Below are 22,999 nucleotides of genomic sequence, written 5' to 3'. Positions count from 1 at the left end.
GGAAACGGACTGGGTGTGAAAAGGGTCGATGCGGCTCGCGCCTTCGCCCCCTCCACCGCTTCGCGGTCCCCCTCCCCCGCTTCGCAGGGGAGGATTCAATCAATGCCCGACCGTCTTGGAGAACAGGTTTATCACCACCACTCCGCCGACGATCATCGCCAGCCCAACCATCGCCGGCAGGTCCAGCCGCTGGCGGAACACCACCGTTCCGATCACCGAGATGAGCACCACCCCCAGCCCGCTCCAGATCGCATAGGCGATCCCCACCGGCATCTGCCGCAAGGCGATCGACAGCAGATAGAAGGCCAGGCCGTAGCAGACCGCCATGCCCGCCGTCGGCCAGGCCCGCGTGAACTGCTGCGAGGACTGCAGCATCGTCGTGCCCGCCACCTCCAGCGCGATGGCGCCCAGCAGCGCGGCCCAGGTGATCATGCTCATGACAGGCCCATAGCCCGGCCCGACGCCCGGGCGCAAATCCACAGCCTGCGGCTCGTATCGCCTTTCCAGTGGCGAAATGGGCCTGAACCCCTTAGATCACACCCGTTTCCGCCCCCTCCGCCGCGCTGTGCGCGGTTTCCCTCTCCGGCGTCGCCCGAGAGGATCGAAAGTCACATGGCAGCCAGACCCCCTCTCGTCGCACTCAAGGACGTCCGTCTTCAAGACGGCCAGCGCCCCCTCTTCGACGGTGTCGACCTCGCGGTCGAACCGCGCAGCCGCGCCGCCCTGGTGGGGCGCAACGGCGCGGGCAAGTCCACCCTGATGAAGGTCGTCATGGGCCTGATCGAACCGGACAGCGGCGACCGCTCGATCCAGTCCGCCGTCCGCTTCGCCTATGTGCCGCAAGAGCCCGTGATCACCGGCGAGACCCTGCTGGACTATGCGTCATCGGGCGAGGCCGAGACCTGGACGGCCGAAAGCTGGCTGGAGACCTTCGGCCTGAACCCGACGAAGTCGACCCAAGGCCTGTCCGGCGGTGAAACCCGCCGCGCGGCGCTGGCCAAGGCCTTCGCCGAAGAACCCGACCTGCTGCTGCTGGACGAGCCGACCAACCACCTCGACATCCTGGCGATCGAACTGCTGGAGAACGAGCTGATCCAGGCCCGGTTCGCCCTGCTGGTCGTCAGCCACGACCGCGCCTTCCTGAACCGCGTCACCAACACCGTCCACTGGCTGGAAGGCCGTCGGGTCCGCACCCTGAACAAGGGCTTCGTCGAGTTCGACGAATGGTCTTCCAAGGTGCTGGAGGAAGAGGCCGAATCCCTGCGCCGCCTGACCAAGACCATCGAGCGCGAGACCGCCACCTTCTATTCCTCCATCACTGCCCGCCGTAGCCGCAACGAGGGCCGCGCCCGCTCGCTTCAGGCGCTGCGCGCCGAACGGGCCGAGAAGATGAAGGACGTGCCGCGCGAACTGTATCTCGGCGTCGATTCCGGTTCGACCTCGGGCAAGCTGGTCGCCGAGATCAAGCATGTCTCAAAGGGCTTCAACGGCCGCACCCTGTTCAAGGACCTGACCACGCGCATCATCCGCGGCGATCGTCTGGGCATCGTCGGTCCCAACGGCGCGGGCAAGACCACCCTGGTCAAGACCCTGCTGGGCGAACTGGCGCCCGACGAGGGCACGGTGCGCATGGGCGCGAACCTCGAGCCGGTCTATCTGGACCAGTCGCGCGAGGGGCTGAAGTCGGACATGACCCTGTGGGACGCCCTGACGCCGGGCGGCGGCGACAGCATTCTGGTGCGCGGCGTGTCCAAACACGTCGCCGCCTACGCCAAGGACTTCCTGTTCTCCGAGGCCCAGCTGCGCCAGCCGATCTCGACCCTGTCGGGCGGCGAGCGCAACCGCCTGCTGCTGGCCAGGGCGTTGGCCAAGCCGGCCAATATGCTGATCCTCGACGAACCGACCAACGACCTGGACATGGACACGTTGGACAAGCTGGAAGAGCTGCTGGAGGGCTATGACGGCACCCTGATCCTGGTCAGCCACGACCGCGACTTCATCGACCGGCTGTCCACCTCGACCCTGGCCCTGAACGGGCGCGGAGATATCGTCGAGACTCCCGGCGGCTGGACCGACTTCATCCGCCAGAACCCCGGCTTCCTCCAGCCCGGCTCGAACCCCCGCCCCCAGGACAAGGCCGCCGCCCAGCGCGCTGCCGAGGCGCCCCCGCCCGCCGTCGCCCCCAAGAAGACCGCCAAACTCTCCTTCAAGGACGCCCACCGCCTGAAGGAGCTGGAAGCCCTGATCGATGCGTTGCCCGCGACCATCGCGAAACACGACGCGACCCTGGCCGACCCCGGCCTCTACGCCCGCGACCCCAAAGCCTTCGACGCCGCCATGAAGGCTGCCGAAAAAGCCCGCGCCGAGCTGGAATCCGCCGAACTGGAATGGCTGGAACTGGAAGAGAAGAAGGCGGCCCTGGCGAGTTAGGCGTTATACTCTCTCCTTGGGGTTGCGGGCGCTTACGACAGCGCCGAATAGGCAGGGCTGAGCATGTTTGTTTTGCAATCGTTTTGGATGGGCGCCGCGACGGCCGTCCTCGCCCTTCAGGCGACTTCGGAGCCGATGGCCGTTCCTGTCGCAACCCTGCTACCGCAGCTGGCTCTCGAGGACTGCGCTGCGGCTTCGAGGCAGCAGGTCTCTGTTTATCGCACCCTGACGACCTCGGATGGCGCGGACGTCAAACTGACCTACGCCCCCGCTCACGAGCAGTGCAGTATCGAGCTGGATGCAGCCGGACTCGCCGCCATCCCCGCCCTCCTGCACACCTTGTCTGAAGAGGGATGGGAACGACTTCCGACCGCAGAATCGCAATGGGCTGTCGTGAACGCCATGTGGCGCAAGAGTGACCGCCTCATCGAGGTCAGTCGCTGGCGAGATTTGCCGGATGAAGACCCGTCGGGCTCCGTTTTCGTGATGTCCACGGGCGGTCCAGCCGGTCAAATGGGTCTTTCCCAGCGACAAAGGCAGCTGCGGCCTCTCTCTGAAGCGTTGATCCTGACCGTCTTTGATCTATGCCCACGACTGATGCGAGGGCGTGAAGCCGACTATGCGGAGGTGGTGCGCATAGAACCTGAAGCGATCCTTATTCAGGAAGTCCTGGCCGACCCAACCCAGGGCACGATAGATGTGCGAGGCGGCGACGAGTGCAGCATCCTCGTCAACGGACCCGCTACGCCCGACGCCATCGAATCCTTGGCCACGGCTGCACAGGCGCATGGTTTAAACCGCGACCCCACAGGCATGCTACGCGGCGGTGACCTTCAGATCCAAACTGAAGCGCGAGAACCGATCCCGCTCAACTGGCCGTCATGGGCCAGCTCGGATTATGCGAGCGTGTCCATTTCGGTCCGGTCAGCCCACAATCAAGACGCACGACAATAGGCCGTTCTGCGCAGGCTAAGCGTCTCCCAACCCCGCCCCCTAAACGCCCAGGAGACGACGTCATCCTAGGGTTTACGCGAAGGGTGACAGTCTGCCCTCTTGAAACCAAAGCCGCCGCTGCACACTCAAGCTTCATGACCCTGCGCAGCCATCTCGTCGAATTCGCCCCGCCCCAGCAGGCGGCGGTGCGGCGGATCAACGCCGTCCTCGCCCGCGCGCCCCGTCTGCGCACCGACGGCTGGCGGATCGATGCGGGCCAGCGGCTGTCGCTGTGGCTGGACGCGGCCGCCGGGCGGGTCACCACCCCGCGTCTCAAGAAACGGGGCGTGACGGTCGAGATCGTCCAGACGGACGGCGATCACCCCGTTCCTCTACGCATCCTGCATCCGACGGGCACGCCCCGCGCCGTCATCCTGGACATCCACGGCGGCGGCTGGGTGCTGGGCAGCGCCGGGCTGAACGACCGGCTGAACGCCCATCTGGCCCACCACGGCTTCTGCGTCGTCTCGGTGGATTATCGCCTGCTGTCCGAACGGCGTCAGATCTATATCGACGCCGCCATCGCCGACTGTCTGGCCGCCGCCTATTGGACGGTCACGAATGTCGATCGACTGGGCGCCTCGACCCTGTTTCTGGCGGGCGAATCCGCCGGCGGGCATTTGGCCGCCCTGACCGCGGTCGCCCTGCGCGACCAGGGGCTGATCGACCTGGTGAAGGGCTGCGTCTTCACCTACGGCGTCTTCGACTTGTCGGGCACCGAAAGCGTGCGCTCGGCCGGGCCGGAGACCCTGCTGTTCAACGGCCCGACGATGCAGGCCGATCTGGCGCGCCTGGCGCCGGATCGCGACGAGGCGGCCTTGCGCCAGCCCGACGTCTCGCCCCTATATGCCGACCTGACCGGCCTGCCGCCCGCCCTGTTCCTCGCCGGCGAGCAGGACCCTTTGTTCGAGGACAGTCTGTTGATGGCCACTCGCTGGGGCGAGGCTTCGGACGCCGACCTGATCCGCGTGCCCGAGACCCCGCACGGCTTCCTGCATTTCGGCGGCCCGGCCGCGCGCGGCGCGCGCAAGGCGATCCGCACCTGGCTGAACGCCCGGCTCTAGCTCGCCTCGATCAGTTCGCGGATCCGACTGCCCAGCGCCTCCATGGCGAAGGGCTTGGTCATGACGTGCATGCCGGGATCCAGGTGCCCGTTGCCGACCACCGCATTCTCGGCATAGCCGGTGATGAAAAGCACCTTCAGGTCCGGCCGATCGATCCGCGCCGCATCCGCCATCTGACGCCCGTTCATCCCGCCGGGCAGACCCACATCAGTCACGAGCAGGTCGATCCGCGCGCCCGATTGCAGCAACTTCAGCCCCGCCACGCCGTCCGACGCCTCGATGCACTGATAGCCCAGCTCATGCAGGATTTCGGCGACCAGCATCCGTACCGTCGGCTCGTCATCCACGACCATGACCGTCTCGCCGGCCTGGGCGCGCGGGGCCTGTTCGACCTCGGGGATCAGATCGGCGTCGTCCACCTCGCCGAAGTGGCGCGGCAGATACAGGCAGATCATCGCCCCCTCGCCCGCCTCGGAATAGATCCGCACCTGCCCGCCCGACTGGCGCACGAAGCCATAGATCATCGACAGGCCCAGGCCCGTCCCTTCGCCCAGCGGCTTGGTGGTGAAGAAGGGCTCGAACGCGCGCGCCGCCACCTCCGGCGCCATGCCCGTGCCGGTGTCGCTGACGCAGATGGAGACATATTGGCCCGGCTCCAGATCCTGGGCCTTGGCCGTACGCGCGTCGATCCAGCGGTTGCCGGTCTCGATCGTCAGACGCCCGCCGCTCGGCATGGCGTCGCGCGCATTGATGCACAGGTTCAGCACCGCGTTTTCCAGCTGGTGCGCGTCGATCAGCACGGGCCACAGGCCGGCGCCGGCGACCACCTCGACCTCGATGCCCGGCCCGGTCGTGCGCCGCACCAGATCCTCCATCCCGCGGATCAGGCGGTTGGGATCGGTCGGCTTGGGATCCAGGGTCTGACGCCGCGAGAAGGCCAGCAGCCGGTGCGTCAGGGCCGCCGCGCGTTTCGCCGCCCCCTGCGCCGCCACCGTGAACCGCTCCACCTCGGCATGACGCCCTTGCGCGATCCGGTTGGTGATCAGTTCCAGGCTGCCGCTGATGCCGGCCAGCAGGTTGTTGAAGTCGTGGGCGATGCCGCCGGTCAGCTGTCCGACCGCCTCCATCTTCTGGCTTTGGCGCAGCGCCTCCTCGGCCTGCATCAGGGCGCTGGTGCGTTCGGCGACCTGTTCTTCCAGCGTCTCGTTGAACCGCGCCAGTTCGGCCGATTGGCGGCGCAGGTCCTCGATGTCGGTGTTGGACCCGACCCAGCGCAGGATCCGCCCCTCTTCGTCATGGACGGGCTCGGCCCGCACCATGAAGGTGCGATAGACGCCGTCGTGGCGGCGGATGCGGAACTCGTTCTCATAGACCTGGCCGCTGGCCAGGGCCTGGACCCATCGCTCGGACGCCCAGTCCAGGTCGTCCGGATGAACGATGTTGCCCCACCCGGTCGTGCCGTCCAACGCGCCCTCTGCAAGGCCGGAGTAGGCATAGACCTGGGGGTTGAACCAATACAGCGACCCGTCCGCCCAACTGGCCCAGATCTGGATCGGCGTGGCCTGGGCGAAGACCCGGAACTGGGCCTCACTGTCGCGCAGGGCCGCCTCGCTTCGGGCGCGCTCGGTCGCCGTGCGAACCCGCTCGGCCACGTCGCGCATCAGGCGCAGATCGCTGTCGGTGTAATGGCGCGGCGTCGCATGGTTGACGAACACCATCGCCACGACCCGCCCCTGCTCCATCAGCGGCATGTTGACGAACGACCCGGCGCTGATGGCCCTCAGGGCCTCGGCTGTATCCGCCGTGCGGGGATCGTGGGCAACGTCGTCGATCGCCACCGTCTCGCCGCGTTTGATGTCCTCGATATAGGACCCGTAGTCGCGGAACGACAGGACGCCGGCGATGCTGCTCACCCCCGGCTGGTTGAAGTCGCGGGCGATGGTGATGGTCTCGGCGGCCGTGTCCACCGTGCCGTATCCGGCCCGGCTCACGCCCATGGTGCGGGCCAGAACCTGGGCGGAGGCCTGGGCGATGTCGCCGGCGTCGGTCAGGTCGCGGATCGCGTCGTTCAGCTCCAGCAGCGCGTTCTGACGCGTCTCGCTCTGTTTGCGCTCGGTGATGTTGTTGAACAGGATGGCGACCTGCCAAGCGCCCGGCTGGCCGATCCTCAGCGCCTGCACGTCATACCAGCGACCGAAGATGTCGGCCGGGTTCTCGAAACGGACCGGCTCGCCCGTCCGCGCCACCCCGCCGTAGAGATCGAACCAGTGCTGCTCCAGCCCCGGCGCGATCTCGCTGACCCATTTGCCGTAAGGGTCGACCAGGCCGGTCATCTCCTCGAAGGCCTTGTTGCCCTCGACGATCCTGTAATCGACCGGCCGATCCGCCGCGTCGAACTTCATCTCGATGACGCAGAACCCCGTCGCCATCGCCGCGAACAGGGCGCCGTATCGCGCTTCGCTCAGCGCCAGCGCCTGGTCCGCCCGGTGGCGATCCGACACGTCCATCCCCTGGATGAAAATGCCCCAGACCCGACCGTCTTCCTTCAGCGGCTGGAAGACGAAATCGACGTAACGGTCCACGACCTCGCCGCCCGGCTCGGCCTGAACGGCGTACAGGGCGCTGTCGGCCCGGTGCGCCTCGCCGCTGCGGTAAACTTGGTCCAGCAGATCCAGATAGCCTTGCGCCACCGCATCGGTCAGCACCTCGCCCACCGTGCGCCCGATCACCTCGCGGTGGCCGATCACCTTCTGGTAGTTGGGATTGGTCAGCTCGAACCGATGATCCGGCCCCGTGACCAGCGCCATGAACCCCGGCGCATGGGCGAACATCTGGGCCAGCTGGCTGCGATTGATGCCGATCGACAAGGCGTGGTCAGAGCCGGTGTTGGACAACGAATTCCCCCAAGGACTTTTGTCCGTTGATCACAGAACCCAAAGCGCGCCGCACGGTTGCAGCGCAATGTGTCCGACGCCGGACATAGGGCTCTATCGCCGCGTTTCTGTGGACAAGACAAGATGCTGATCCGCAATCGCGAATTTGATCCGTCCACCGATGTTCACAGGCTTGTCCACCGCCGCCGGGCCAGTCGTGCACACTGGGGCGAGTTCGGGCGCTTGCCTCATAGCCGGTTTCGTCCGAACGTCAACAGGCCAAGGGACACGGGGCTGCGGAAATCCAGGGAGACCTGGACCTCCAGCGAACCGGCCCGGCTCTCCGACCCGGCGCTTCGGGCGATCTTCGGATCGTAACGTGCGACAGGCGGGATCCAGGCTCCAGTCTTCGACGGTCTTCGGATCGACGGCAGACAGGAGAACCGGATCGGGATCGACGGACGACGCGGACGCAATGCCGTGGGACGCCGAAGACCAGGAGCGCGACAGGATACAGCCGACCGCCCTTTCGGGTTCGCCCGAAACGACGCTGACGCCAAGGTCCAGACCCGAACGGCCAAGTCCAACCCGGACTTGGCGAGGGGACGAAGCTGACGGGTCCGCCCGCACGCTTCGTCCCCTCGCTCAATTGGGGCGCCGATTTCACTTCAACCGCCGCCCGATTTTCTGATTAGTCGAAGGCCCCACGACGACCACATCGACTGGCATCAGTCCGTCACCCAACCAGCCCCCTCCGCGATGCCGTGCTGAAGCTCTGCATCAGCGATCTGACTACATTGTCGGGCGGACGCGCTTATTCTCTCACGATTGGCATCCCAAAGGCCGCTATCCGCGAGCTTCTGACCCCACCCCGGCGATCCGGCTTCCAGCCTTCCGATGTAGTAGGCCTGATGCCTTACAGCGACGCGTGTCGGCCCAAAGGATACAGCGCGGGTATACGCAACGAAGCAGTCAATGTCGCGGGAGTAAGTAGAATATTCGACGCCTTGGCTGCATGCGCTTAGCGAAACCGACGTCGCGGCAGCAGCAAACATCATCTTCCTCACGACTGGCTCCCTGAACGTTCTTTACGGTCGTATCTGGTACTCGCCGTTCAATGAAGGGCTTGTCGCTGTTCACAACGATTGATCGCAGGGCATGGCAAGCTGACGCCCCGCCTTCCCAAGGCCCCTATCGCCCCGTAAGTCAGGGGCATGAGCTTGTTGGGGAATCGCCTGCTGACCCGTCGCCGTGCGCTGATCGCGGGCGGGGCGGCTGTGGCGGCGGGGGCGATCGGGCTTAGGGCCTGCGGGCGGGCCGAGGCGCCGGTGGATGAACAGGGCCGGGTGCGTTTGCGTTTCGCCACCGACTGGCGCGCCCAGGCCGAACAGGGCGGCTTCTATCAGGCGCTCGCCAGCGGGGCCTATGAGAAGCGCGGGCTGAACGTCCAGATCGTCCAGGGCGGCCCCGGCGTGAACGTACCGCAACTGCTGGCCTCGGGCGCGGTCGAACTGGGCATGGGCTCCAACAGCTTCATCCCCCTGAATCTGGTCGCGTCCGGCGCGCCGGTGAAGGCGGTCGCCGCCTTCTTCCAGAAGGACCCGCAGGTCCTGATGGCCCATCCCGACGCGGCGCTGGAGACCATCGCCGATCTGGCCGGCCGACCCTTCCTGCTGTCCGAGGCCGGGATCAGCACCTTTTGGGTCTGGCTGAAGGCCAAATACGGCTTTACCGACGAGCAGCTGCGCCCCTTCGCCTATGACCCCGCCGCCTTCATCGCCAATGCGCGGGCGGTGCAGCAGGGCTATCTGACCAGCGATCTCTACGCCATCGAACAGGCGGCCGATTTCGATCCGCGCGTCTTTCTGCTGGCCGACGAGGGCTATCCCTCCTACGCCGCCATGGTCCTGGCGCCAAACGCCTTCGCCCGCGACAATGCGGCGGCGCTGCGCAGCTTCATCGCCGCCTCGGCGGAAGGGTGGCGCGACTATATTCGGGGCGACGCCTCGGCCGCCGACGCCCTGATCCGCAAGGACAACCCGGACATGACCCAGGCTGTGCTGGATCAGGCCCGCGAGCGCCTGCGCGACTACGCCATCGTCGATGGCGGCGACGCGGCGCTTTACGGCCTGGGCGCCCTGACCGAGGAACGCTGGCAGGCCTTCTTCGACGTGACCTCGAAAGCCGGGGTTTACGAGGCCGGTCTGAACTGGCGCGACGCCTTCACCGACAACTATCTGCCCGGTCGCGGCTGACACGCGGTCGTTGTCGAATCCTGGCTTCACATTAGCGCGGGATTAAGGGTCCGAGCTCTAGTGTGTGCGCTGGAATTCCTCTCCGGAGAGCCGCCGTGCGCCGCGCCCTCGCAGTTTCGATCGTCCTGACCGCCGTCAATCTGGCGGCCGGCGCCGCCGTGGCGCAACAGGCGCCGACCAACGCGTCGGGTCTGCGCTACCTGTCCTGGCCCGGCAAGCCGCCGGTCGCCGCCCGTGCGAACCCGACGCCCGCTATCATCCAGGCCGAGGCCCCCGCTCCGACCGTGACCGCCGCCAATCGCACCCTGCCCGGCGCCATCCCCCTGGCCCGCCTGTCGCCCGCCCCCTCGACCGCCACGCCGCGCAGCAACGGCCTGACGCCCGCCAGCGCCTGGATGCCCCAGCGTGCGCCGACGCCGGCCGAGCCCGCGCAGATCGCACCCGTAGAGGCCGCACCCGTCGAAACCGCCCCAGCGCAGGCGACGGCGACGCGCGTCGCGCCCTCGCCCTATGTTCCGGAGCCGCAAGCCTCCGCGCCTCAACCTCAGCCTGAACCTCAGAGGCAGGCCGAGCCTGTGTCCGTCCCGCAACAGGCCGCGCAGGCCGAGCCCCAGCCCGCGCCCCAGCCGGCGGTCGCCGACCCGATGGCCCCGCGCCGCGACGCCCCCATCTATCGCCTGCAACGGCCCCAGGCCGGCGCGCCGCTGGACGCCGCCGCCGTCGCCGCCAGCGGTCAGGCCGCCCCGACGCCCGCAGCCGGCGACAACAGCGCCCGCTACTATTCGGTCCACCGCCAGGCCGGCCGTCACCCCGACGCCATCCCTGCGCCGCAGCAGACCTATCTCGACGCCATGCCTGCCCAAATGGCCCAGACGCCGCAATCCAGCGACCTGGCCCAGCCGGACGGTCCGCCTGCCCTGATCCGCAACGCCAACGGCGCCCTGCGCGCCGTGCCCCAGACTGAAGCCGACAACCTGCCATGAGCGATCGCGCCGTGATCGAACCTGCCGAGATCAAGGGCTCGCGCCTACCCGAACTCATCGCCCTGGCCAGCGAGGAGTCCAGCGAGAAGCGTCGTCTGCTGCTGCGTGAACTGACGGCCCACTTCTTCGGCGCGCCTTCGCCCAACGCAAACGAAACCGCGCTCTACGGCACAGTGTTGGCCAAGTTGTCGGCCGAGATGGAGGTCGCGGTCCGCGCCGAACTGGCCGCCCGTTTCGCCCAGGCTCCCAACGCCCCCCACAGCCTGATCCGCCGTTTTGCCGACGACGAGATCGAGGTCGCCGAACAGGTTCTGCGCGCCTCCACCGTCCTGACCGACGAGGATCTGATCCAGGTTGTCCGCAAGCGCAGCCAGGGCCATCTGCGCGCCGTCTCGGGCCGCGCGACGGTGTCCGAGGCGGTTTCCGACGTCATCGTCGAGCACGGCGACGACGACACCTTGAACACCCTGCTGCGTAACGACGGCGCCCAGCTGTCGCGCGCCGCCTCCGAAACCGCCATCGAGCGCGCCAAGGCCAATCCGGCCCTGCACGCCGCCACGGTCGAGCGCCAGAGCCTGCCCGCCGACCTGCTGAACGAGATGTATTTCGTCGTCGAGGCCCGGCTGCGTCACCAGATCCTGGAACAGAACGCGCGCATGGACCCGGCCTTGCTGGAGGCGGCGCTCGCGGCCGGCCGCACCCGCGTCGCCACCGACGACGGCGCCCTGCCGGCCGACTATGCCGAGAACCTGGCCTATATCGACGAGCTTCAGGCCGCCGGCCAGCTGACGCCTCAGACCCTGATCCGCTTCCTGCGCTCCAACGGCCGCACGCCCTTCCTGATCGCCCTGTCGAAGCTGGCCGACATCGACTTCCACACCGCGCGCGGCATCGTCGAGCGCAAGGACCTGGACGCCCTGTCGGTGGTCTGCAAGGCGGCCGACATGGACCGCGCCGTCTATCTGACCTACGCCGTCGCCGTACTGGGGGCCGAGGACAACCCGATGGGCAAGGCCGCCGCCTATGGCCGCCTGTACGGCGAACTGACCCGCGACGCAGCCCTGCGCACCCTGCGCTTCTGGCGCATGCGCCGGACCGCCCAGGCGGCCTGAAGCAGTAATGATTTCTCCCTCCCCCCTGCGGGGGAGGGTGGTCGCGCAGCGACCGGGTGGGGGCGGCCCGGCACGGGCGCACTCATCAGATCAAAGACAAATCCGTGGGACGTCGCCCTGCCGTCCCCACCCGGCTGCGGCTGCGCCTCAACCACCCGCCCCGCTACGGGGAGGGAGAATGCTCGTGCGCCCCCAAAGCAAAAACGCCCGCCTCCTGATGGAAGCGGGCGTCTCGTTACCGAACACGGGTTCGGTTTATTTCTTCGCGCGGGTTCCGGCGGCGCGGGCGGGCTTGCGGCCGCCCTGGCCCAGGCCCATCGACTTGGCCAGTTCCGAACGCGCCTTGGCGTAGTTCGGGGCGACCATCGGATAGTCTTTCGGCAGACCCCATTTGGCGCGGTATTCTTCGGGGCTCATGTCGTATTTGGTGCGCAGGTGGCGCTTCAACGACTTGAACTTGCGGCCGTCTTCCAGGCAGATCAGGAAATCGGGCGCGATCGACTTGCGGATCGGCACCGCCGGTTCCTTGGGTTCAGGTTCGGCCTCGACCGGACCGTTCGACACACCCGACAGGGCGGCGTGAATATTGGCGATAAGCGCAGGCAGGGCCTCTGCCGAGACCGAGTTATTGCCGACATAGGCCGACACGATGTCTGCGGTCATCTCCAGCAGTTCGGGCTTATCTTCCATTATCGGCTTCGCTTTCCTGATTTATTGAGTTCGGCTGATTCTCCAACCGAACGACCCCAATAGCGTCATAGGGTTGTTTCGCCGCGAAAGCAAACACGCGTATAAGCGGTGCGATATGCACGTCTATGCATTCGGCTTTAGTGATCAGACCTATCGGCCGAAGTCTTCGGCCAGCACCATCATCGCCGCCCGCTCCGGCGCCGAATATTCATCGACGGCGTCATCCTCGCCGTCGCGAATGGCGCGCAACAGCGTGGGCGTCAGGGCCGAAGACAAAGACCAGTTCCAGTAACGCAGCACCGTCTGGGCGCGATCGACGGCCAGCATTTCATAGGTGATCTGCACACGCTCCCAGTCGGGATGGATCTTGCCGTCCGCCGTCGTCTCGGGCCGCCGCATCGAGCGCCACAGATTGGTCAGATCGAAGCGCGACATCCCCGTCGCCTTGCACAGGATCGCCAGCGGCTCGCCGCCGGGATCACCCAGAAGTTTGGCCCCCGTCAGCGGCTTGATCCCGGCCAGGAAGGCGATCTCGGACGCCGTCTCGCGCGTCAGGCCATCGCTGGCGGCGACCATGACGGCGTGTTCCAGATTGTCGAACGGGCTCTTTTCGATGGCGGCGCGATTGCGCTGGCGGCGCTCGATAAACTGAAGCGCCTTGCGCGCGACAGGATCGGACCAGCTTTCGTCATTGGCGATGGCGAAGACGTCCTCGGACGCCTCCTGCATGACTTCGCGCGACACGGCGAACCGTTGCAGAATGGTGCGGCGATCCTCGGGCGCGCACCACCAGAACATGACATAGGCGCCCGACGGCCTCAGCTCGGGCCGCTTCAGCAAGGGGCTGCACAAGCCCGGCGACTGGCGGCTCAGGCCCACCACCGTCTCGATGCCCAGCTGCGACAGGCGCGCAGTCGTGTTGTGCAGCACCGCCTCGATCACCTCCATCTCGCCGAAGGAGAACAGGGTCTCTGTCACGATCTCCGACAGGCCCCGGCGCACGGCCAGCAGCATCCGGTGTTCGAAACTGGCGTCGCGCGCACAGCCGACGATGTCCGCATCGCTCAGCGAAGCGCATTGTTCGATCAGCAGGCCGGCGATATCCGGATCGTCGCGCAACAGGATGCGCGCCACGCTGTTGGGCAGTTCGGCCAGCGGCGCCAGACGCGCCGCCACGCGCTTGCGCTCATCGTGCGAGGCCAGCCGCAGCATCTCGACCAGCAGGTCGCCCGTCACCGCCCGCTCAAAGGCGTTGATGCGGCTGGCGGGCAGGGACACGACGTCGGCCAGACGCTTCAGCAGCGCCCGGCGCGCACGCAGCGGCGGCGGCGTCGCCTCTTCCCCGATCATGGCTGCCAGATCGCCCATCCCCCCACCTTAGAAGCGAGCGGTTAACCGGGCGTGAGCCGGATCAGCTCTTGTTGACTACCACCACGATGGCCAGGATCACGAAGGCGATGACCGCCAGCACCCGCGCGATCCACGGCGCGGCGACGAAGACGCCCAGGACGGTGATCCCGCTCTTGACCGCATCGGGCCGCGTCAGGGCCTCCTTGAACGTGCCCGACGACCGCGTTGCGTCACCCGCGATCGGATGGCCGCAGTTTGGACAGGCGACCGCCGCCTCAGACACCTGACGCCCGCAGGCGGGGCAAGGGATCAAGGCCATGCTCAGCCTCCCGCGCGTGGCGTGATGCGGATCTCGACGCGGCGGTTCTTCTGACGCCCGTCGGGATCGTCGGAGCCGTCCGGCTTGACGTTGGAAGCCACGGGTCTCCGCTCGCCAAAGCCCTCGGCGCCCAGGGTGCGCCCGGCCTCGCGTTGCAGCCGCGCCGCCACCGCCCGCGCGCGGCGCAGCGACAGCCCTTCGTTATAGGCGTCGTCGCCCTTGGCGTCGGTATGGCCGCCGATGCTGACCGAGGCCTGCGGATAGCTTTTCAGCAGTTCGGCCGCCCGCGTCAGGGCCGGCTCGGCGTCCGCCCGGATCGTCGCCTTGTCGAAGTCGAACAGAACATCGGCCGGCAGGTCGATCACGATCACCCCGTCGGTGCGCCGCGCATTCAGCTCGCTCAGCAGGCTGCGGGTGGTCTCGACCCGTTCGGGCGCGACCTCGGACGAGACGAACACGCTTTCCAGCGCGCTGTCCGGCCCCGACTTGGCGAAGGTGGACCGGGGCGCGGCCATGTCCTTCTCAAAGGTTGAGCGCAGGCCGATGGCGCTGCCGCTCATCAGCCGCACCGTCAGCGCCGAGGCGACGCAGGGCGTCAGGCCCGCGGCCAACAGCGCCGCCGCCATGGCGGGCGCGTGTCGTCCCGTCATCCGGCCGCTCCGCTCGTCGGGTTCTGGGTTGTCGGGTTCTGGGCGGCCTGGGCGGTCAGCGGAATGGTCATGCGCAGGAACGGACCGATGATGCTGTCCGACGTCGAGCCTTCGTTGAACACGACCGAGATCTGGTTCACCCCGGCCGGCACCGCGCCCATGAAGACCAGGCGGCCATTCATGGTGTCGCCCTTGACGATATTCATGTTCGGATTGCCCTCGGGCGGCTTTAAACGCAGCTTCTGGCCGTTGGGCAGTTCGATATAGGTGGCGTTGGTCGCCATCTGCACATTGTTCGTCATGTCGCTTGCGAACGAGATGCTGACGTCCAGGATGGTCGCGTCCTCGGCCAGATCGACGTTCTTGACCCGAACCGTAGCGCCCACATCGGTCACGCCCTGCACATCCACGGGCACATTGCGGATCTGGCGCGGCTGGGCGGTGACGGGGGTGTTGGCGGCGGCTGCGGCCTGTTGCTCGGGCGACATCGACGGATCGACCGCCGCCTTGTCGTCGTTGTTGGAACAGGCGGCGAGCGCCAGGGCCGAGGCCCCGGCGACGGCGATCAGGCGAAGGGCGGCGACAGGCATGAAACGCTCCGGCGTTGTTGATCCGCCGCGCGCCGTCCCTCATCCCAAGCGGAGCCGCACGCGCGTCCGATATCGAACACGCGAACGGCCTAAAGGCTCCGCTTGGAGCGTGATCGTTTTTTGACGAAGCCGCGCGGCGGCGGCATCAAAAAGCGTGAATCATGCTCCCTTCAAAGCCCTTCGAAAAGCGCGGTCGAAAGATAGCGTTCGGCGAAGGACGGGATGATCACCACGATGGTCTTGCCCGCATTCTCCTCGCGCGCGGCGATGCGGAAGGCGGCCGTCAGGGCCGCGCCCGAGCTGATGCCGACGGGAATGCCCTCGACCCGCGCGGCCTTTCTGGCCATGTCGAAACTGTCGTCGTTGGACACCTGCTCGACCCCATCGACCACCGACGGATCATAGATGGCGGGCACGAAGCCGGCGCCGATGCCCTGGATCTTGTGTGGGCCGGGCGCGCCGCCGGACAGCACCGGAGAGGCCTCGGGCTCGACGGCGATGAACTGCACCGACGCCTTCTTCGCCTTCAGCGCCTGGCCCACGCCGGAGATGGTGCCGCCGGTGCCGACGCCGGCGACGACGATGTCCACCGCCCCGGCCGTGTCGTTCCAGATTTCCTCGGCCGTCGTGACGCGGTGAATGGCGGGATTGGCCAGGTTCTCGAACTGCGACGGGCTGACGGAGTTCGGCGTGGTCTCCAGCAGTTCCTGCGCCCGCGCGATCGCGCCCTTCATCCCCTTTTCGGCCGGCGTCAGCTCCAGCCGCGCGCCCAGCAGCGCCAGCATCTTGCGCCGCTCGATCGACATGCTTTCAGGCATGCACAGCGTCAACTTCAGCCCCTTGGCCGCCGCCACGAAGGCCAGGGCGATGCCGGTGTTGCCGCTGGTCGGCTCGATCAGCACCGTGTCCTGATCGATCTTGCCCGCTTCCTGCAGCGCCTCGACCATGGCCACGCCGATCCGGTCCTTCACCGAGGCGATCGGGTTGAAGAACTCCAGCTTGGCCAGCACCGTCGCCTTCGTATCGTACTCCGCCGACAGACGCGGCAGACGCACGATGGGGGTGTCGCCGATGGTGTCGACGATCGAGTCATAGACCTTGCCCCGGCCCTTCTTCAGGTGGCGGGACGCGTCATAGCTGAAGTCGGTCATGGAAAAGGTCTCCGTGAATCTGTGGCCCGCAACAGATAAGGCCTTGCCGCCCCACGCAAGGGGTGACGCGCGATGATTTCTGCGAACGATCGTCAGAACCCTTGACCTAAAGCCAGCCGGCGGCCCGCAGGTTGGCCACCCGCGCGCGCGACACCGGCGCTGTCAGACCGCCGGTCAGGGCCAGGCGAAGGTTCCGGCCGTCCTCGACGACCCCGACGATGGCCGCGCGCGCCACCCACCACGAGCGATGGGTCTGAAGCCCCTCGACGCCCTTCAATCCTGCCACGGCCTGCGACAGCGACATCAGCACAAGCTGCGACCCCCGCGTCGTGTGCACGCGCACATAATGGTCCTCCATCTGCAGGCAGATCAGGTCGCGACCCAACCCGGCGGGCAGGGTGCGCGCGAAGCCCGGATCGCCTTCACCCGCTCGCGTCGCCGCAGCGGACGTCCGCATCCGTAACAGGGCGTAAAGCGCCACATAGACGGCCCCGATCAGCAGAGCCTGTCCATACCATTCGATCCAGCCGACACGCTGGCGAATGCCGGGCCACAGGACCACGGCGATGATCCGGCTGATCAAGGCGGTCGGCCCGCTGGCGACGACGATCAGCATGGGCAGCCAGAACCGCATGGACACGCGTCTGCGGCGCATCCTGGGCCAGGCCCAGCGGATCGCAGCCCCGAACACCGCGCCGCTAATCACCAAAACCGCCGTCCAATAGCCGATCCGCACCGCCAGCCCGTCGTTGAAGAAGCTGCCGAAGGGACCGACCGCGCCCAACACCGCCCCCGTCAGGGCGCAGGCCGCCAGATCGACGGCCCAGGCGCGCGGCGTATTCAGTCTGTCAGCGGCGTTCTGCGTCATCGTCCCTTCCCTCGTCAGCCCACTATCGTCGAACCCTTCGCCCGTCCACGCACCCGTTCGCCCATTGGCGAAATGCGGCTGGCGCTCGCTCCGTCTTGCCCCGAACAGCGGGTCATCTCGACCAACGGAAACCGACATGCCCCATCGCTCGCCGCCCCAAAACCTGACCGCCGGCCTCAGCCTGGCCCTGATCCTTCTGGCCGGCGCCGCATCGCCCGTGCAGGCGACCGCGCCACAAGCCCAAGGCCCGGCGCGCGCCCAGACCGATCCGCAGGCGCCCGATCAGGTCTTCACCTTTTTCGGTGGACCGGACGGCGCGGTCGAGGCCGCAGTCTGGCTGCCGGCGCGTCCCGCCGATGGCCGGCCCGCGCCCCTGGTCGTCATCTCGCACGGCAACGGCGGCGGCTTGCGCAGCCATGCCGACACCGCCAGAGCCCTGGCCGACGCCGGCTTCGTGGTCGCCGCCCTGACCCATCCCGGCGACAACTATCGCGACATGAGCCGCTCCACCCAACTGACCAATCGCGCGCCCCAGCTCAGCCGCCTGATCGACTATATGACCGGCGACTGGCGCTCGCGGCCGGGCGGCGTCGCCGTCGATCCGAACCGCATCGGCGCCTTTGGTTTTTCGGCGGGCGGCTTCACGGTCACCTCGGCCATCGGCGGGGTCTCGGACGCGGCGGCCATCGGCGACCATTGCCAGGCCCATCCCGGCTTCTTCGCCTGCCGCTTGCTGGACGCGATGGGGATCGACCTGTCGACCTGGCGTCCGCGTGCGAAGGACGACCGGATCAAGGCCGCCGTCATCGCCGCCCCGGCCCTGGGCTTTTCCTTCACGTCCGACAGCCTCGCCGCCGTGCGCATTCCGGTTCAGCTGTGGCAGGCGGGCGCCGACGACATTCTGCCCGCGCCCTATAATGTAGAGCCGATCCGCGACCGGCTGGGCGCCGCGCCGGAGTATCACCGCGTCGAAGGCGCAGGTCATTACGACTTCCTGCCGCCCTGCTCGCCGGCCCTGGCGGCCGAGGCGCCGCAGATCTGCACGCCGACGCCACACTTCGACCGCGCTGATTTTCACAAGGATCTCAATCGCGAGATTGTCCTGTTTTTCCAGCGAACGCTTTAGCGCCGCAGGGACCGGACTGGCGCGAAACGGATACGGATGACCATGGCTCTTGCCGCCCCACGCAAGGGGTGACGCGCGATGATTTCTGCGCAAACCTTTCAGAGCGGCTATGTCAGCCTATATGTCGCCGTCGCGCGAACCGAGATTTCCGTCCTTGCCCCACACCCGCCCGCCCTCCGACCCCGGCCTGACCCCGGAGATCGCCGAACTGGTCGCCGAGGTGTGGGCCGACACGGCGGCACAGACCCAGATCCAGATGGACGATCCCGTCGCGCCCAAGGTCGAGGATGCGCCGACGCCCGAGACCCGTTCCATCGCCGACGAGCTGCGCTATCGCCTGAAGCAGCAATCGCTGTTGGCGCGTTTCGGCGAGGTGGCCCTGCGCGAACGCGATCGTCAGGCCCTGCTCGACGCCGCCTGCGTGGTCTGCGCCGACGGCCTGGAGACGCCCCTGTCCAAGGTGCTGATCCACAATGAAAGCCGCGACCGGCTGGTCTTGGTCGCCGGCGTGGGCTGGAGCGGCGAGGTCGAGGGTCACGCCTCGCTGGGCGTCGAGCTGGATTCGCCGGCCGGCTACGCCTTCCAGACCGGCAAGCCGCTGATCTCCAACCATCTGGAGAACGAACAGCGCTTCCATACGCCCAAGCTTCTGGCCGACCACGGCGTGCGGCGCGCCATCAACGTCCTGATCCGGCCCGAACTGGACGGCGAACCCTGGGGCGTGCTGGAGGTCGACAGCCCCGACGAGGGTCAGTTCGACGCCCGTGACGCCCTGTTCCTGGACGCCTTCGCCGCCGTCGTCGGCGCCGCCATCGCCCGCCAGCAGACCGAGCAGCGGCTTCTGGCCGCCATCGAACATCAGGCCCTTCTGACGCGAGAGGTCAGCCACCGGGTCAAGAACAGCCTGTCCCTGGTCTCCAGCCTGCTGTCGATGCAGGCGCGCGGCGCGGCCTCCGACGAGGTGCGCGCCGCTCTGGCCACGGCCGGATCGCGCATCCAGGCCATCAGCGAAGTCCATGATCAGCTGTGGCGCGGCGCCGACGTCCAGACCGTGATCCTGTCCGACTTCCTGTGCCAGCTGTGCGAGGCCATCGACGCCGGCAGCGACCGCCATGTCGTCACCTGCGAGGCGTCCGATGCGCCGCTGGGCGCCGACATCGCCATCCCGCTCGGTCTGATCGTGAACGAGCTGGTCACCAACGCCATCAAATACGCCTATGGCCCCGAGGGCGGCGGCGTCTCGGTCACAGGCCGCATCGCCGACGGACGCCTGACCGTCACCGTGGCGGACCAGGGCAAGGGCTTCGATGTGATCGCCGCCCGCAGCGACCGCAGCCTGGGCATGCGCGTCATCGACAGCCTGGTCCGCCAGATCGGCGGCACAATCGAAAACAAAACCCAGAGCGTCGGCGCGATCCTGGTGGTCGAGGCCCCGGCGACCTAGCGCTCCAGCACCGCGCGTCCGGGGTCGAAGCCGACGACCTCGCGGATGACGATCATGCTCTTGAAGCCGCGCACGCCCTTTTCGGGGACCAGTTCGCGGATGCCGAAGGCCTCGTAGTCCTGCATGGAGCGGACGGCGACGGTCAGCAGATAGTCGGTTTCGCCCGTCACGTCCCAGCAGCCCTGGACCTCGGGACTGGCCTTCATGGCGCGCTGGAAGGCGTCCATGACTTTACGATCTTGGGTGTTCATCTCGACCTGGACATGCAGGACGATGCGCGGCTCGACCCGGGCGGGATCAATGACGGCGACGTCGGCGGCGATGACGCCCTCGGCCCGCAGGCGACGCAAGCGGCGCAGGACGGCGGATTCCGACAAGCCCACCGCCTCGGCCGTTACCCGCGCCGGCTCCAGATTATTGCGCCGGACCCGCATCAGCAGCTTATGGTCGAAATCGTCGAGCGTGACGAAATTCGTCATTACGGAGCCTCCATTGACGATTTCCGTCGCATTCAAGCTGAAAATCGCCGGGAAGCGCAAGCGGCGTTACGCTAGCTTTACGCCATGACGTCGCTGGCCCTGAAAACCCATCTGAACTCGCCGCTGGCGGCGCGCCTGATCCCCTATCTGGCGCTGTTTGCGGGCATGGTGACGCTGGCGTGCGGCACCTCCTTCGCCAAGACGCTGTTTCCGGTCATCGGGGCGGAGGGGACCTCGGCCTATCGCGTCGGGATTTCTGCGGTTCTGCTGGTGGCCGTGTTCCGGCCCTGGCGGTTCCGTCTGGCCCGCGCGGACCTGGGCGCCATCGCGCTTTACGGCGTCGTGCTGGGGGCGATGAACCTCAGCTTCTACATGGCCCTGCGCACCATTCCGCTGGGTCTGGCCATCGCCATCGAGTTCATGGGGCCCCTGACCCTGGCCCTGATCCATTCGAGGAAGCCCATTCATTTCGCCTGCATTGGTCTGGCGGTCGTGGGTTTGGGCCTGCTGTTGCCGCTGAAGGCCGGGGCCGGCGCGCTGGATCCCATCGGCATGGCGCTGGCGGCCTTCGCCGGCCTGTGCTGGGCGCTGTACATCGTCTTCGGCAAGCGGCTGTCGCACCTGCACGCCGGTCAGTCGGTGGCGCTGGGCATGAGCGTGGCGGCCATGGTCGTCGTGCCGTTCGGCGTGGCCCATGCGGGCGCCGCCTTGCTGAACCCCGCCATCATCCTAGCCGGCGTGGCGGTGGCGATCTTCTCCAGCGCCCTGCCGTATTCGCTGGAAATGGTCGCCTTGCGCAGCATCCCTAAACGCACCTTCGGCGTGGTGCTCAGCGCCGAGCCGGCGGTCGGCGCCCTGGCCGGGCTTGTGATCCTGCACGAGCATCTGACCGGCCAGCAATGGCTCGCCATCGCCGCCATCGTCGCCGCCTCGGTCGGCGCCATCGCGACGACGCGGGAGGCGAAAATCGAGCTGGAGCCGAGCGCGCCCTAGAACTCTTCCCAGCCCGCGTTCGACGCCGCCGCAGCCGCGCCGCCGCTGGCGAAGGCCCGGATGCGGGCGCGTTCGCGGGCCAGGGGGACGGGGGCGGCGGCCTGCGACAGGTCATTGACGCGGGCCTGAGCCGGCGCCTCGCCAGTCTCAAACCGTTCGACCAGCAGGGCCAGCTGTTCGGTTTCGGACTTCAGGCTCATGGCGGCGGCGGTCGTCTCCTCGACCATGGCCGCGTTCTGCTGGGTCACCTGGTCCATCTGGTTGACGGCCGTATTGACCTGGCTCAGGCCCGTCGCCTGTTCCTGGGCCGAGGCGGCGATCTCGCTGACCAGGGCGTCCATCTCCGCCACCTTGACCGCAATCGCCGACAGGGCCGCGCCGGTCTCGTCGACCAGCTTGACCCCTTGCGCGACCTCTTGGCCCGAGGTGGTGATTAGGGTCTTGATCTCCTTCGCAGCTTCCGCCGAGCGCTGCGCCAGCGCCCGCACTTCGGAGGCGACGACGGCGAAGCCGCGTCCCGCCTCTCCCGCCCGCGCCGCCTCGACCCCGGCATTCAGGGCCAAGAGATTGGTCTGGAACGCGATCTCGTCGATCACGCCGATGATGTCGCTGATCTGGGTCGAGCTGCGCTTGATGCCGTCCATCGCCGCGATCGCCTGGCGCACGACCTCGCCCGACCGATCCGCCTCGGCGCGCGCGCCCAGGGCGGCGGCCGAAGCCTGTTTGGCGCCGTCCGCGCTGCGCTTCACCGTGGCGGTGATCTGGTCCAGCGCCGCCGCTGTTTCTTCCAGACTGGCGGCCTGCTGTTCGGTGCGGCGCGACAGGTCGTCGGACGCGCTGGAGATTTCGCCCACCCCGCCCCTCAGACCCGACACGGCCCGCAACGCTTGGCCCATCGTCTGGCGCAGGCTTTCAACCGCCGCATTATAGTCGTCGCGCACCCGCACATGGTCGCCTTTCACCGGCGCATCGATCCGCGCGGTCAGGTCGCCGGCCGACAGCTTGTTCAGCACCCCCGCCAGAGCGTCGACCAGCAGGGTCTGGGCGCTTTCCGCCTCGACCCGTTCGGCCTCGCGGCGCGCGGCCTCCTGCTCGTCGGCGGTGATGTCGATGGCCAGTTTGATGACCTTGGCCGGCCGCCCGTCAGGGCCGAACACAGGATTGTAGGAGGCCTGGAGCCAAACCTCGCGGCCGCCCTTGGCCAGGCGGCGGAACTTGCGCGCCAAGAACTGTCCCGCATTTAGCTCGCGCCAAAAGGCGGCGTAGTCGGGCGACGCCGCCTCGGCCGGGTCCATGAAGGTTCTGTGGTGGGCGCCCCGGATCTCGTCCAGACTATAGCCCATCGTGGTCAGAAGGTTCTGGTTGGCGTCGATGATGGTGCCGTCCAGGTTGAACTCGATCACCGCCTGCGACCGGCCGATGGCGGCCATCTTGCCGTCCAGATCGATCAGCCGGTCCTGCATGTCCGACGACTTCGGTTTACGCGCGAACATAGGTCACAACCTCTTTGCTGTCGGCCGGCCCCCGCCCGCCTCGGTTGCAAGATTAGCCGCCTAATTAGTTGAAAAACCGTTTCACGTTTGAGTTGCAATCGAGACGCAATAATCGCGGCCTTATCCCCCGCGTTGC

Annotated in this window: 21 protein-coding genes; 9 read left to right on the top strand and 12 right to left on the bottom strand. The window is 67.4% G+C overall.

Annotated elements, in window-relative coordinates; translation table 11 throughout:
* Positions 1 to 95: hypothetical protein (locus BVE01S_RS17490; RefSeq protein ID WP_370667879.1), on the bottom strand; the 95-nt coding region annotated here is incomplete at its 3' end.
* 4 nt (positions 96 to 99) lie between these two features.
* Positions 100 to 438 carry a DMT family transporter gene (locus BVE01S_RS15525; protein WP_066629518.1) on the bottom strand — a complete coding sequence of 113 codons (339 nt, stop codon included), beginning with the start codon at positions 436 to 438 and terminating at the stop codon, positions 100 to 102.
* A gap of 174 nt (positions 439 to 612) precedes the next feature.
* On the opposite strand from BVE01S_RS15525, the gene BVE01S_RS15520 reads away from it, so the two are divergent.
* The 3 genes from BVE01S_RS15520 (at position 613) to BVE01S_RS15510 (ending at position 4,487) form a co-directional block, all read left to right on the top strand.
* A complete protein-coding gene (locus tag BVE01S_RS15520; protein WP_066629508.1) occupies positions 613 to 2,430 on the top strand; it encodes an ABC-F family ATP-binding cassette domain-containing protein in 1,818 nt (605 codons plus the stop codon).
* 63 nt (positions 2,431 to 2,493) lie between these two features.
* Entirely contained in the window at positions 2,494 to 3,384 is an 891-nt protein-coding gene (locus BVE01S_RS15515; protein WP_066629497.1) for a hypothetical protein, read from the top strand.
* A gap of 134 nt (positions 3,385 to 3,518) precedes the next feature.
* Entirely contained in the window at positions 3,519 to 4,487 is a 969-nt protein-coding gene (locus tag BVE01S_RS15510) for an alpha/beta hydrolase (RefSeq protein WP_066629494.1), read from the top strand.
* Here the strand turns inward: BVE01S_RS15510 and BVE01S_RS15505 are convergent.
* The gene (locus BVE01S_RS15505) at positions 4,484 to 7,381 is read right to left on the bottom strand and encodes a PAS domain S-box protein (RefSeq protein WP_218015936.1); all 2,898 of its coding nucleotides are present in this window, start codon (positions 7,379 to 7,381) and stop codon (positions 4,484 to 4,486) included. The two genes, BVE01S_RS15510 and BVE01S_RS15505, sit on opposite strands and share 4 nt — an antisense overlap.
* Before the next feature lie 1,193 nt (positions 7,382 to 8,574).
* On the opposite strand from BVE01S_RS15505, the gene BVE01S_RS15500 reads away from it, so the two are divergent.
* From BVE01S_RS15500 to BVE01S_RS15490, 3 genes are all read left to right on the top strand, one after another.
* Entirely contained in the window at positions 8,575 to 9,615 is a 1,041-nt protein-coding gene (locus tag BVE01S_RS15500; protein ID WP_066629491.1) for an ABC transporter substrate-binding protein, read from the top strand.
* A 95-nt stretch (positions 9,616 to 9,710) separates the two neighbouring features.
* Positions 9,711 to 10,598 (top strand): hypothetical protein, encoded by an 888-nt coding sequence (locus tag BVE01S_RS15495; RefSeq protein ID WP_066629488.1) that lies wholly within the window; start codon positions 9,711 to 9,713, stop codon positions 10,596 to 10,598.
* The gene (locus BVE01S_RS15490) at positions 10,595 to 11,710 is read left to right on the top strand and encodes a DUF2336 domain-containing protein (RefSeq protein ID WP_066629485.1); all 1,116 of its coding nucleotides are present in this window, start codon (positions 10,595 to 10,597) and stop codon (positions 11,708 to 11,710) included. Before BVE01S_RS15495 ends, BVE01S_RS15490 begins: the two co-directional genes overlap by 4 nt.
* Positions 11,711 to 11,965: 255 nt before the next feature.
* Here the strand turns inward: BVE01S_RS15490 and BVE01S_RS15485 are convergent, their stop codons facing one another.
* The 7 genes from BVE01S_RS15485 to BVE01S_RS15455 all read right to left on the bottom strand — a co-directional run bounded on the left by BVE01S_RS15485 (position 11,966) and on the right by BVE01S_RS15455 (position 17,328).
* Positions 11,966 to 12,400 carry a Ros/MucR family transcriptional regulator gene (locus BVE01S_RS15485; RefSeq protein ID WP_055753018.1) on the bottom strand — a complete coding sequence of 145 codons (435 nt, stop codon included), beginning with the start codon at positions 12,398 to 12,400 and terminating at the stop codon, positions 11,966 to 11,968.
* 150 nt (positions 12,401 to 12,550) lie between these two features.
* Positions 12,551 to 13,768, bottom strand: coding sequence for a DUF2336 domain-containing protein (locus tag BVE01S_RS15480; protein ID WP_066629482.1), 1,218 nt, complete (start codon positions 13,766 to 13,768; stop codon positions 12,551 to 12,553).
* A 43-nt stretch (positions 13,769 to 13,811) separates the two neighbouring features.
* Positions 13,812 to 14,069, bottom strand: coding sequence for a zinc ribbon domain-containing protein (locus tag BVE01S_RS15475; protein WP_066629479.1), 258 nt, complete (start codon positions 14,067 to 14,069; stop codon positions 13,812 to 13,814).
* A 2-nt stretch (positions 14,070 to 14,071) separates the two neighbouring features.
* Positions 14,072 to 14,719 (bottom strand): OmpA family protein, encoded by a 648-nt coding sequence (locus BVE01S_RS15470; protein ID WP_084375454.1) that lies wholly within the window; start codon positions 14,717 to 14,719, stop codon positions 14,072 to 14,074.
* Positions 14,716 to 15,309: a hypothetical protein gene (locus tag BVE01S_RS15465; RefSeq protein WP_066629473.1), complete on the bottom strand. Its 594-nt coding sequence runs from the start codon at positions 15,307 to 15,309 to the stop codon at positions 14,716 to 14,718. The genes BVE01S_RS15470 and BVE01S_RS15465 overlap by 4 nt, the downstream gene beginning before the upstream one ends.
* Positions 15,310 to 15,479: 170 nt before the next feature.
* Positions 15,480 to 16,460, bottom strand: a complete 981-nt coding sequence (gene cysK / locus BVE01S_RS15460) for a cysteine synthase A (RefSeq protein WP_066629471.1) — start codon at positions 16,458 to 16,460, stop codon at positions 15,480 to 15,482.
* A 106-nt stretch (positions 16,461 to 16,566) separates the two neighbouring features.
* Entirely contained in the window at positions 16,567 to 17,328 is a 762-nt protein-coding gene (locus BVE01S_RS15455) for a LytTR family DNA-binding domain-containing protein (RefSeq protein WP_066629469.1), read from the bottom strand.
* Between the two features lie 136 nt (positions 17,329 to 17,464).
* Between BVE01S_RS15455 and BVE01S_RS15450 the strand changes: the two genes are divergently transcribed.
* Together BVE01S_RS15450 and BVE01S_RS15445 are read left to right on the top strand one after the other, a co-directional pair.
* Entirely contained in the window at positions 17,465 to 18,454 is a 990-nt protein-coding gene (locus BVE01S_RS15450) for an alpha/beta hydrolase family protein (protein ID WP_066629467.1), read from the top strand.
* Positions 18,455 to 18,608: 154 nt separating this feature from the next.
* Positions 18,609 to 19,898: a sensor histidine kinase gene (locus BVE01S_RS15445; protein ID WP_244878407.1), complete on the top strand. Its 1,290-nt coding sequence runs from the start codon at positions 18,609 to 18,611 to the stop codon at positions 19,896 to 19,898.
* Here the strand turns inward: BVE01S_RS15445 and BVE01S_RS15440 are convergent.
* Positions 19,895 to 20,377: an Lrp/AsnC family transcriptional regulator gene (locus BVE01S_RS15440; RefSeq protein ID WP_066629457.1), complete on the bottom strand. Its 483-nt coding sequence runs from the start codon at positions 20,375 to 20,377 to the stop codon at positions 19,895 to 19,897. The genes BVE01S_RS15445 and BVE01S_RS15440 overlap by 4 nt on opposite strands.
* An 84-nt stretch (positions 20,378 to 20,461) precedes the next feature.
* On the opposite strand from BVE01S_RS15440, the gene BVE01S_RS15435 reads away from it, so the two are divergent.
* Entirely contained in the window at positions 20,462 to 21,370 is a 909-nt protein-coding gene (locus tag BVE01S_RS15435; protein WP_066629450.1) for an EamA family transporter, read from the top strand.
* Here BVE01S_RS15435 and BVE01S_RS15430 read toward each other — a convergent pair.
* On the bottom strand, positions 21,367 to 22,863 hold the full coding sequence (locus BVE01S_RS15430) for a methyl-accepting chemotaxis protein (protein WP_066629447.1): 1,497 nt from the start codon (positions 22,861 to 22,863) through the stop codon (positions 21,367 to 21,369). The two genes, BVE01S_RS15435 and BVE01S_RS15430, sit on opposite strands and share 4 nt — an antisense overlap.
* Between the last annotated feature and the right edge of the window lie 136 nt (positions 22,864 to 22,999).

Origin of the sequence: Brevundimonas vesicularis NBRC 12165 (assembly GCF_001592205.1) — a bacterium.
GTDB lineage: Bacteria > Pseudomonadota > Alphaproteobacteria > Caulobacterales > Caulobacteraceae > Brevundimonas > Brevundimonas vesicularis.
Note: the sequence above shows the minus strand (reverse complement) of the source record. Positions and strands in the feature narration are given on the sequence as shown.

Bases quoted from the DNA above. Each gene is read 5' to 3' on its own strand.
- BVE01S_RS15435 (WP_066629450.1), top strand. From the start codon at position 20,462: ATGACGTCGCTGGCCCTGAAAACCCATCTGAACTCGCCGCTGGCGGCG.
- BVE01S_RS15430 (WP_066629447.1), bottom strand. From the start codon at position 22,863: ATGTTCGCGCGTAAACCGAAGTCGTCGGACATGCAGGACCGGCTGATC.
- BVE01S_RS15455 (WP_066629469.1), bottom strand. From the start codon at position 17,328: ATGACGCAGAACGCCGCTGACAGACTGAATACGCCGCGCGCCTGGGCC.
- BVE01S_RS15470 (WP_084375454.1), bottom strand. From the start codon at position 14,719: ATGACGGGACGACACGCGCCCGCCATGGCGGCGGCGCTGTTGGCCGCG.
- BVE01S_RS15490 (WP_066629485.1), top strand. From the start codon at position 10,595: ATGAGCGATCGCGCCGTGATCGAACCTGCCGAGATCAAGGGCTCGCGC.
- BVE01S_RS15485 (WP_055753018.1), bottom strand. From the start codon at position 12,400: ATGGAAGATAAGCCCGAACTGCTGGAGATGACCGCAGACATCGTGTCG.
- BVE01S_RS15475 (WP_066629479.1), bottom strand. From the start codon at position 14,069: ATGGCCTTGATCCCTTGCCCCGCCTGCGGGCGTCAGGTGTCTGAGGCG.
- BVE01S_RS15465 (WP_066629473.1), bottom strand. From the start codon at position 15,309: ATGCCTGTCGCCGCCCTTCGCCTGATCGCCGTCGCCGGGGCCTCGGCC.
- BVE01S_RS15500 (WP_066629491.1), top strand. From the start codon at position 8,575: ATGAGCTTGTTGGGGAATCGCCTGCTGACCCGTCGCCGTGCGCTGATC.
- BVE01S_RS15510 (WP_066629494.1), top strand. From the start codon at position 3,519: ATGACCCTGCGCAGCCATCTCGTCGAATTCGCCCCGCCCCAGCAGGCG.
- BVE01S_RS15520 (WP_066629508.1), top strand. From the start codon at position 613: ATGGCAGCCAGACCCCCTCTCGTCGCACTCAAGGACGTCCGTCTTCAA.
- BVE01S_RS15480 (WP_066629482.1), bottom strand. From the start codon at position 13,768: ATGGGCGATCTGGCAGCCATGATCGGGGAAGAGGCGACGCCGCCGCCG.
- cysK (WP_066629471.1), bottom strand. From the start codon at position 16,460: ATGACCGACTTCAGCTATGACGCGTCCCGCCACCTGAAGAAGGGCCGG.
- BVE01S_RS15440 (WP_066629457.1), bottom strand. From the start codon at position 20,377: ATGACGAATTTCGTCACGCTCGACGATTTCGACCATAAGCTGCTGATG.
- BVE01S_RS15450 (WP_066629467.1), top strand. From the start codon at position 17,465: ATGCCCCATCGCTCGCCGCCCCAAAACCTGACCGCCGGCCTCAGCCTG.
- BVE01S_RS15515 (WP_066629497.1), top strand. From the start codon at position 2,494: ATGTTTGTTTTGCAATCGTTTTGGATGGGCGCCGCGACGGCCGTCCTC.
- BVE01S_RS15525 (WP_066629518.1), bottom strand. From the start codon at position 438: ATGAGCATGATCACCTGGGCCGCGCTGCTGGGCGCCATCGCGCTGGAG.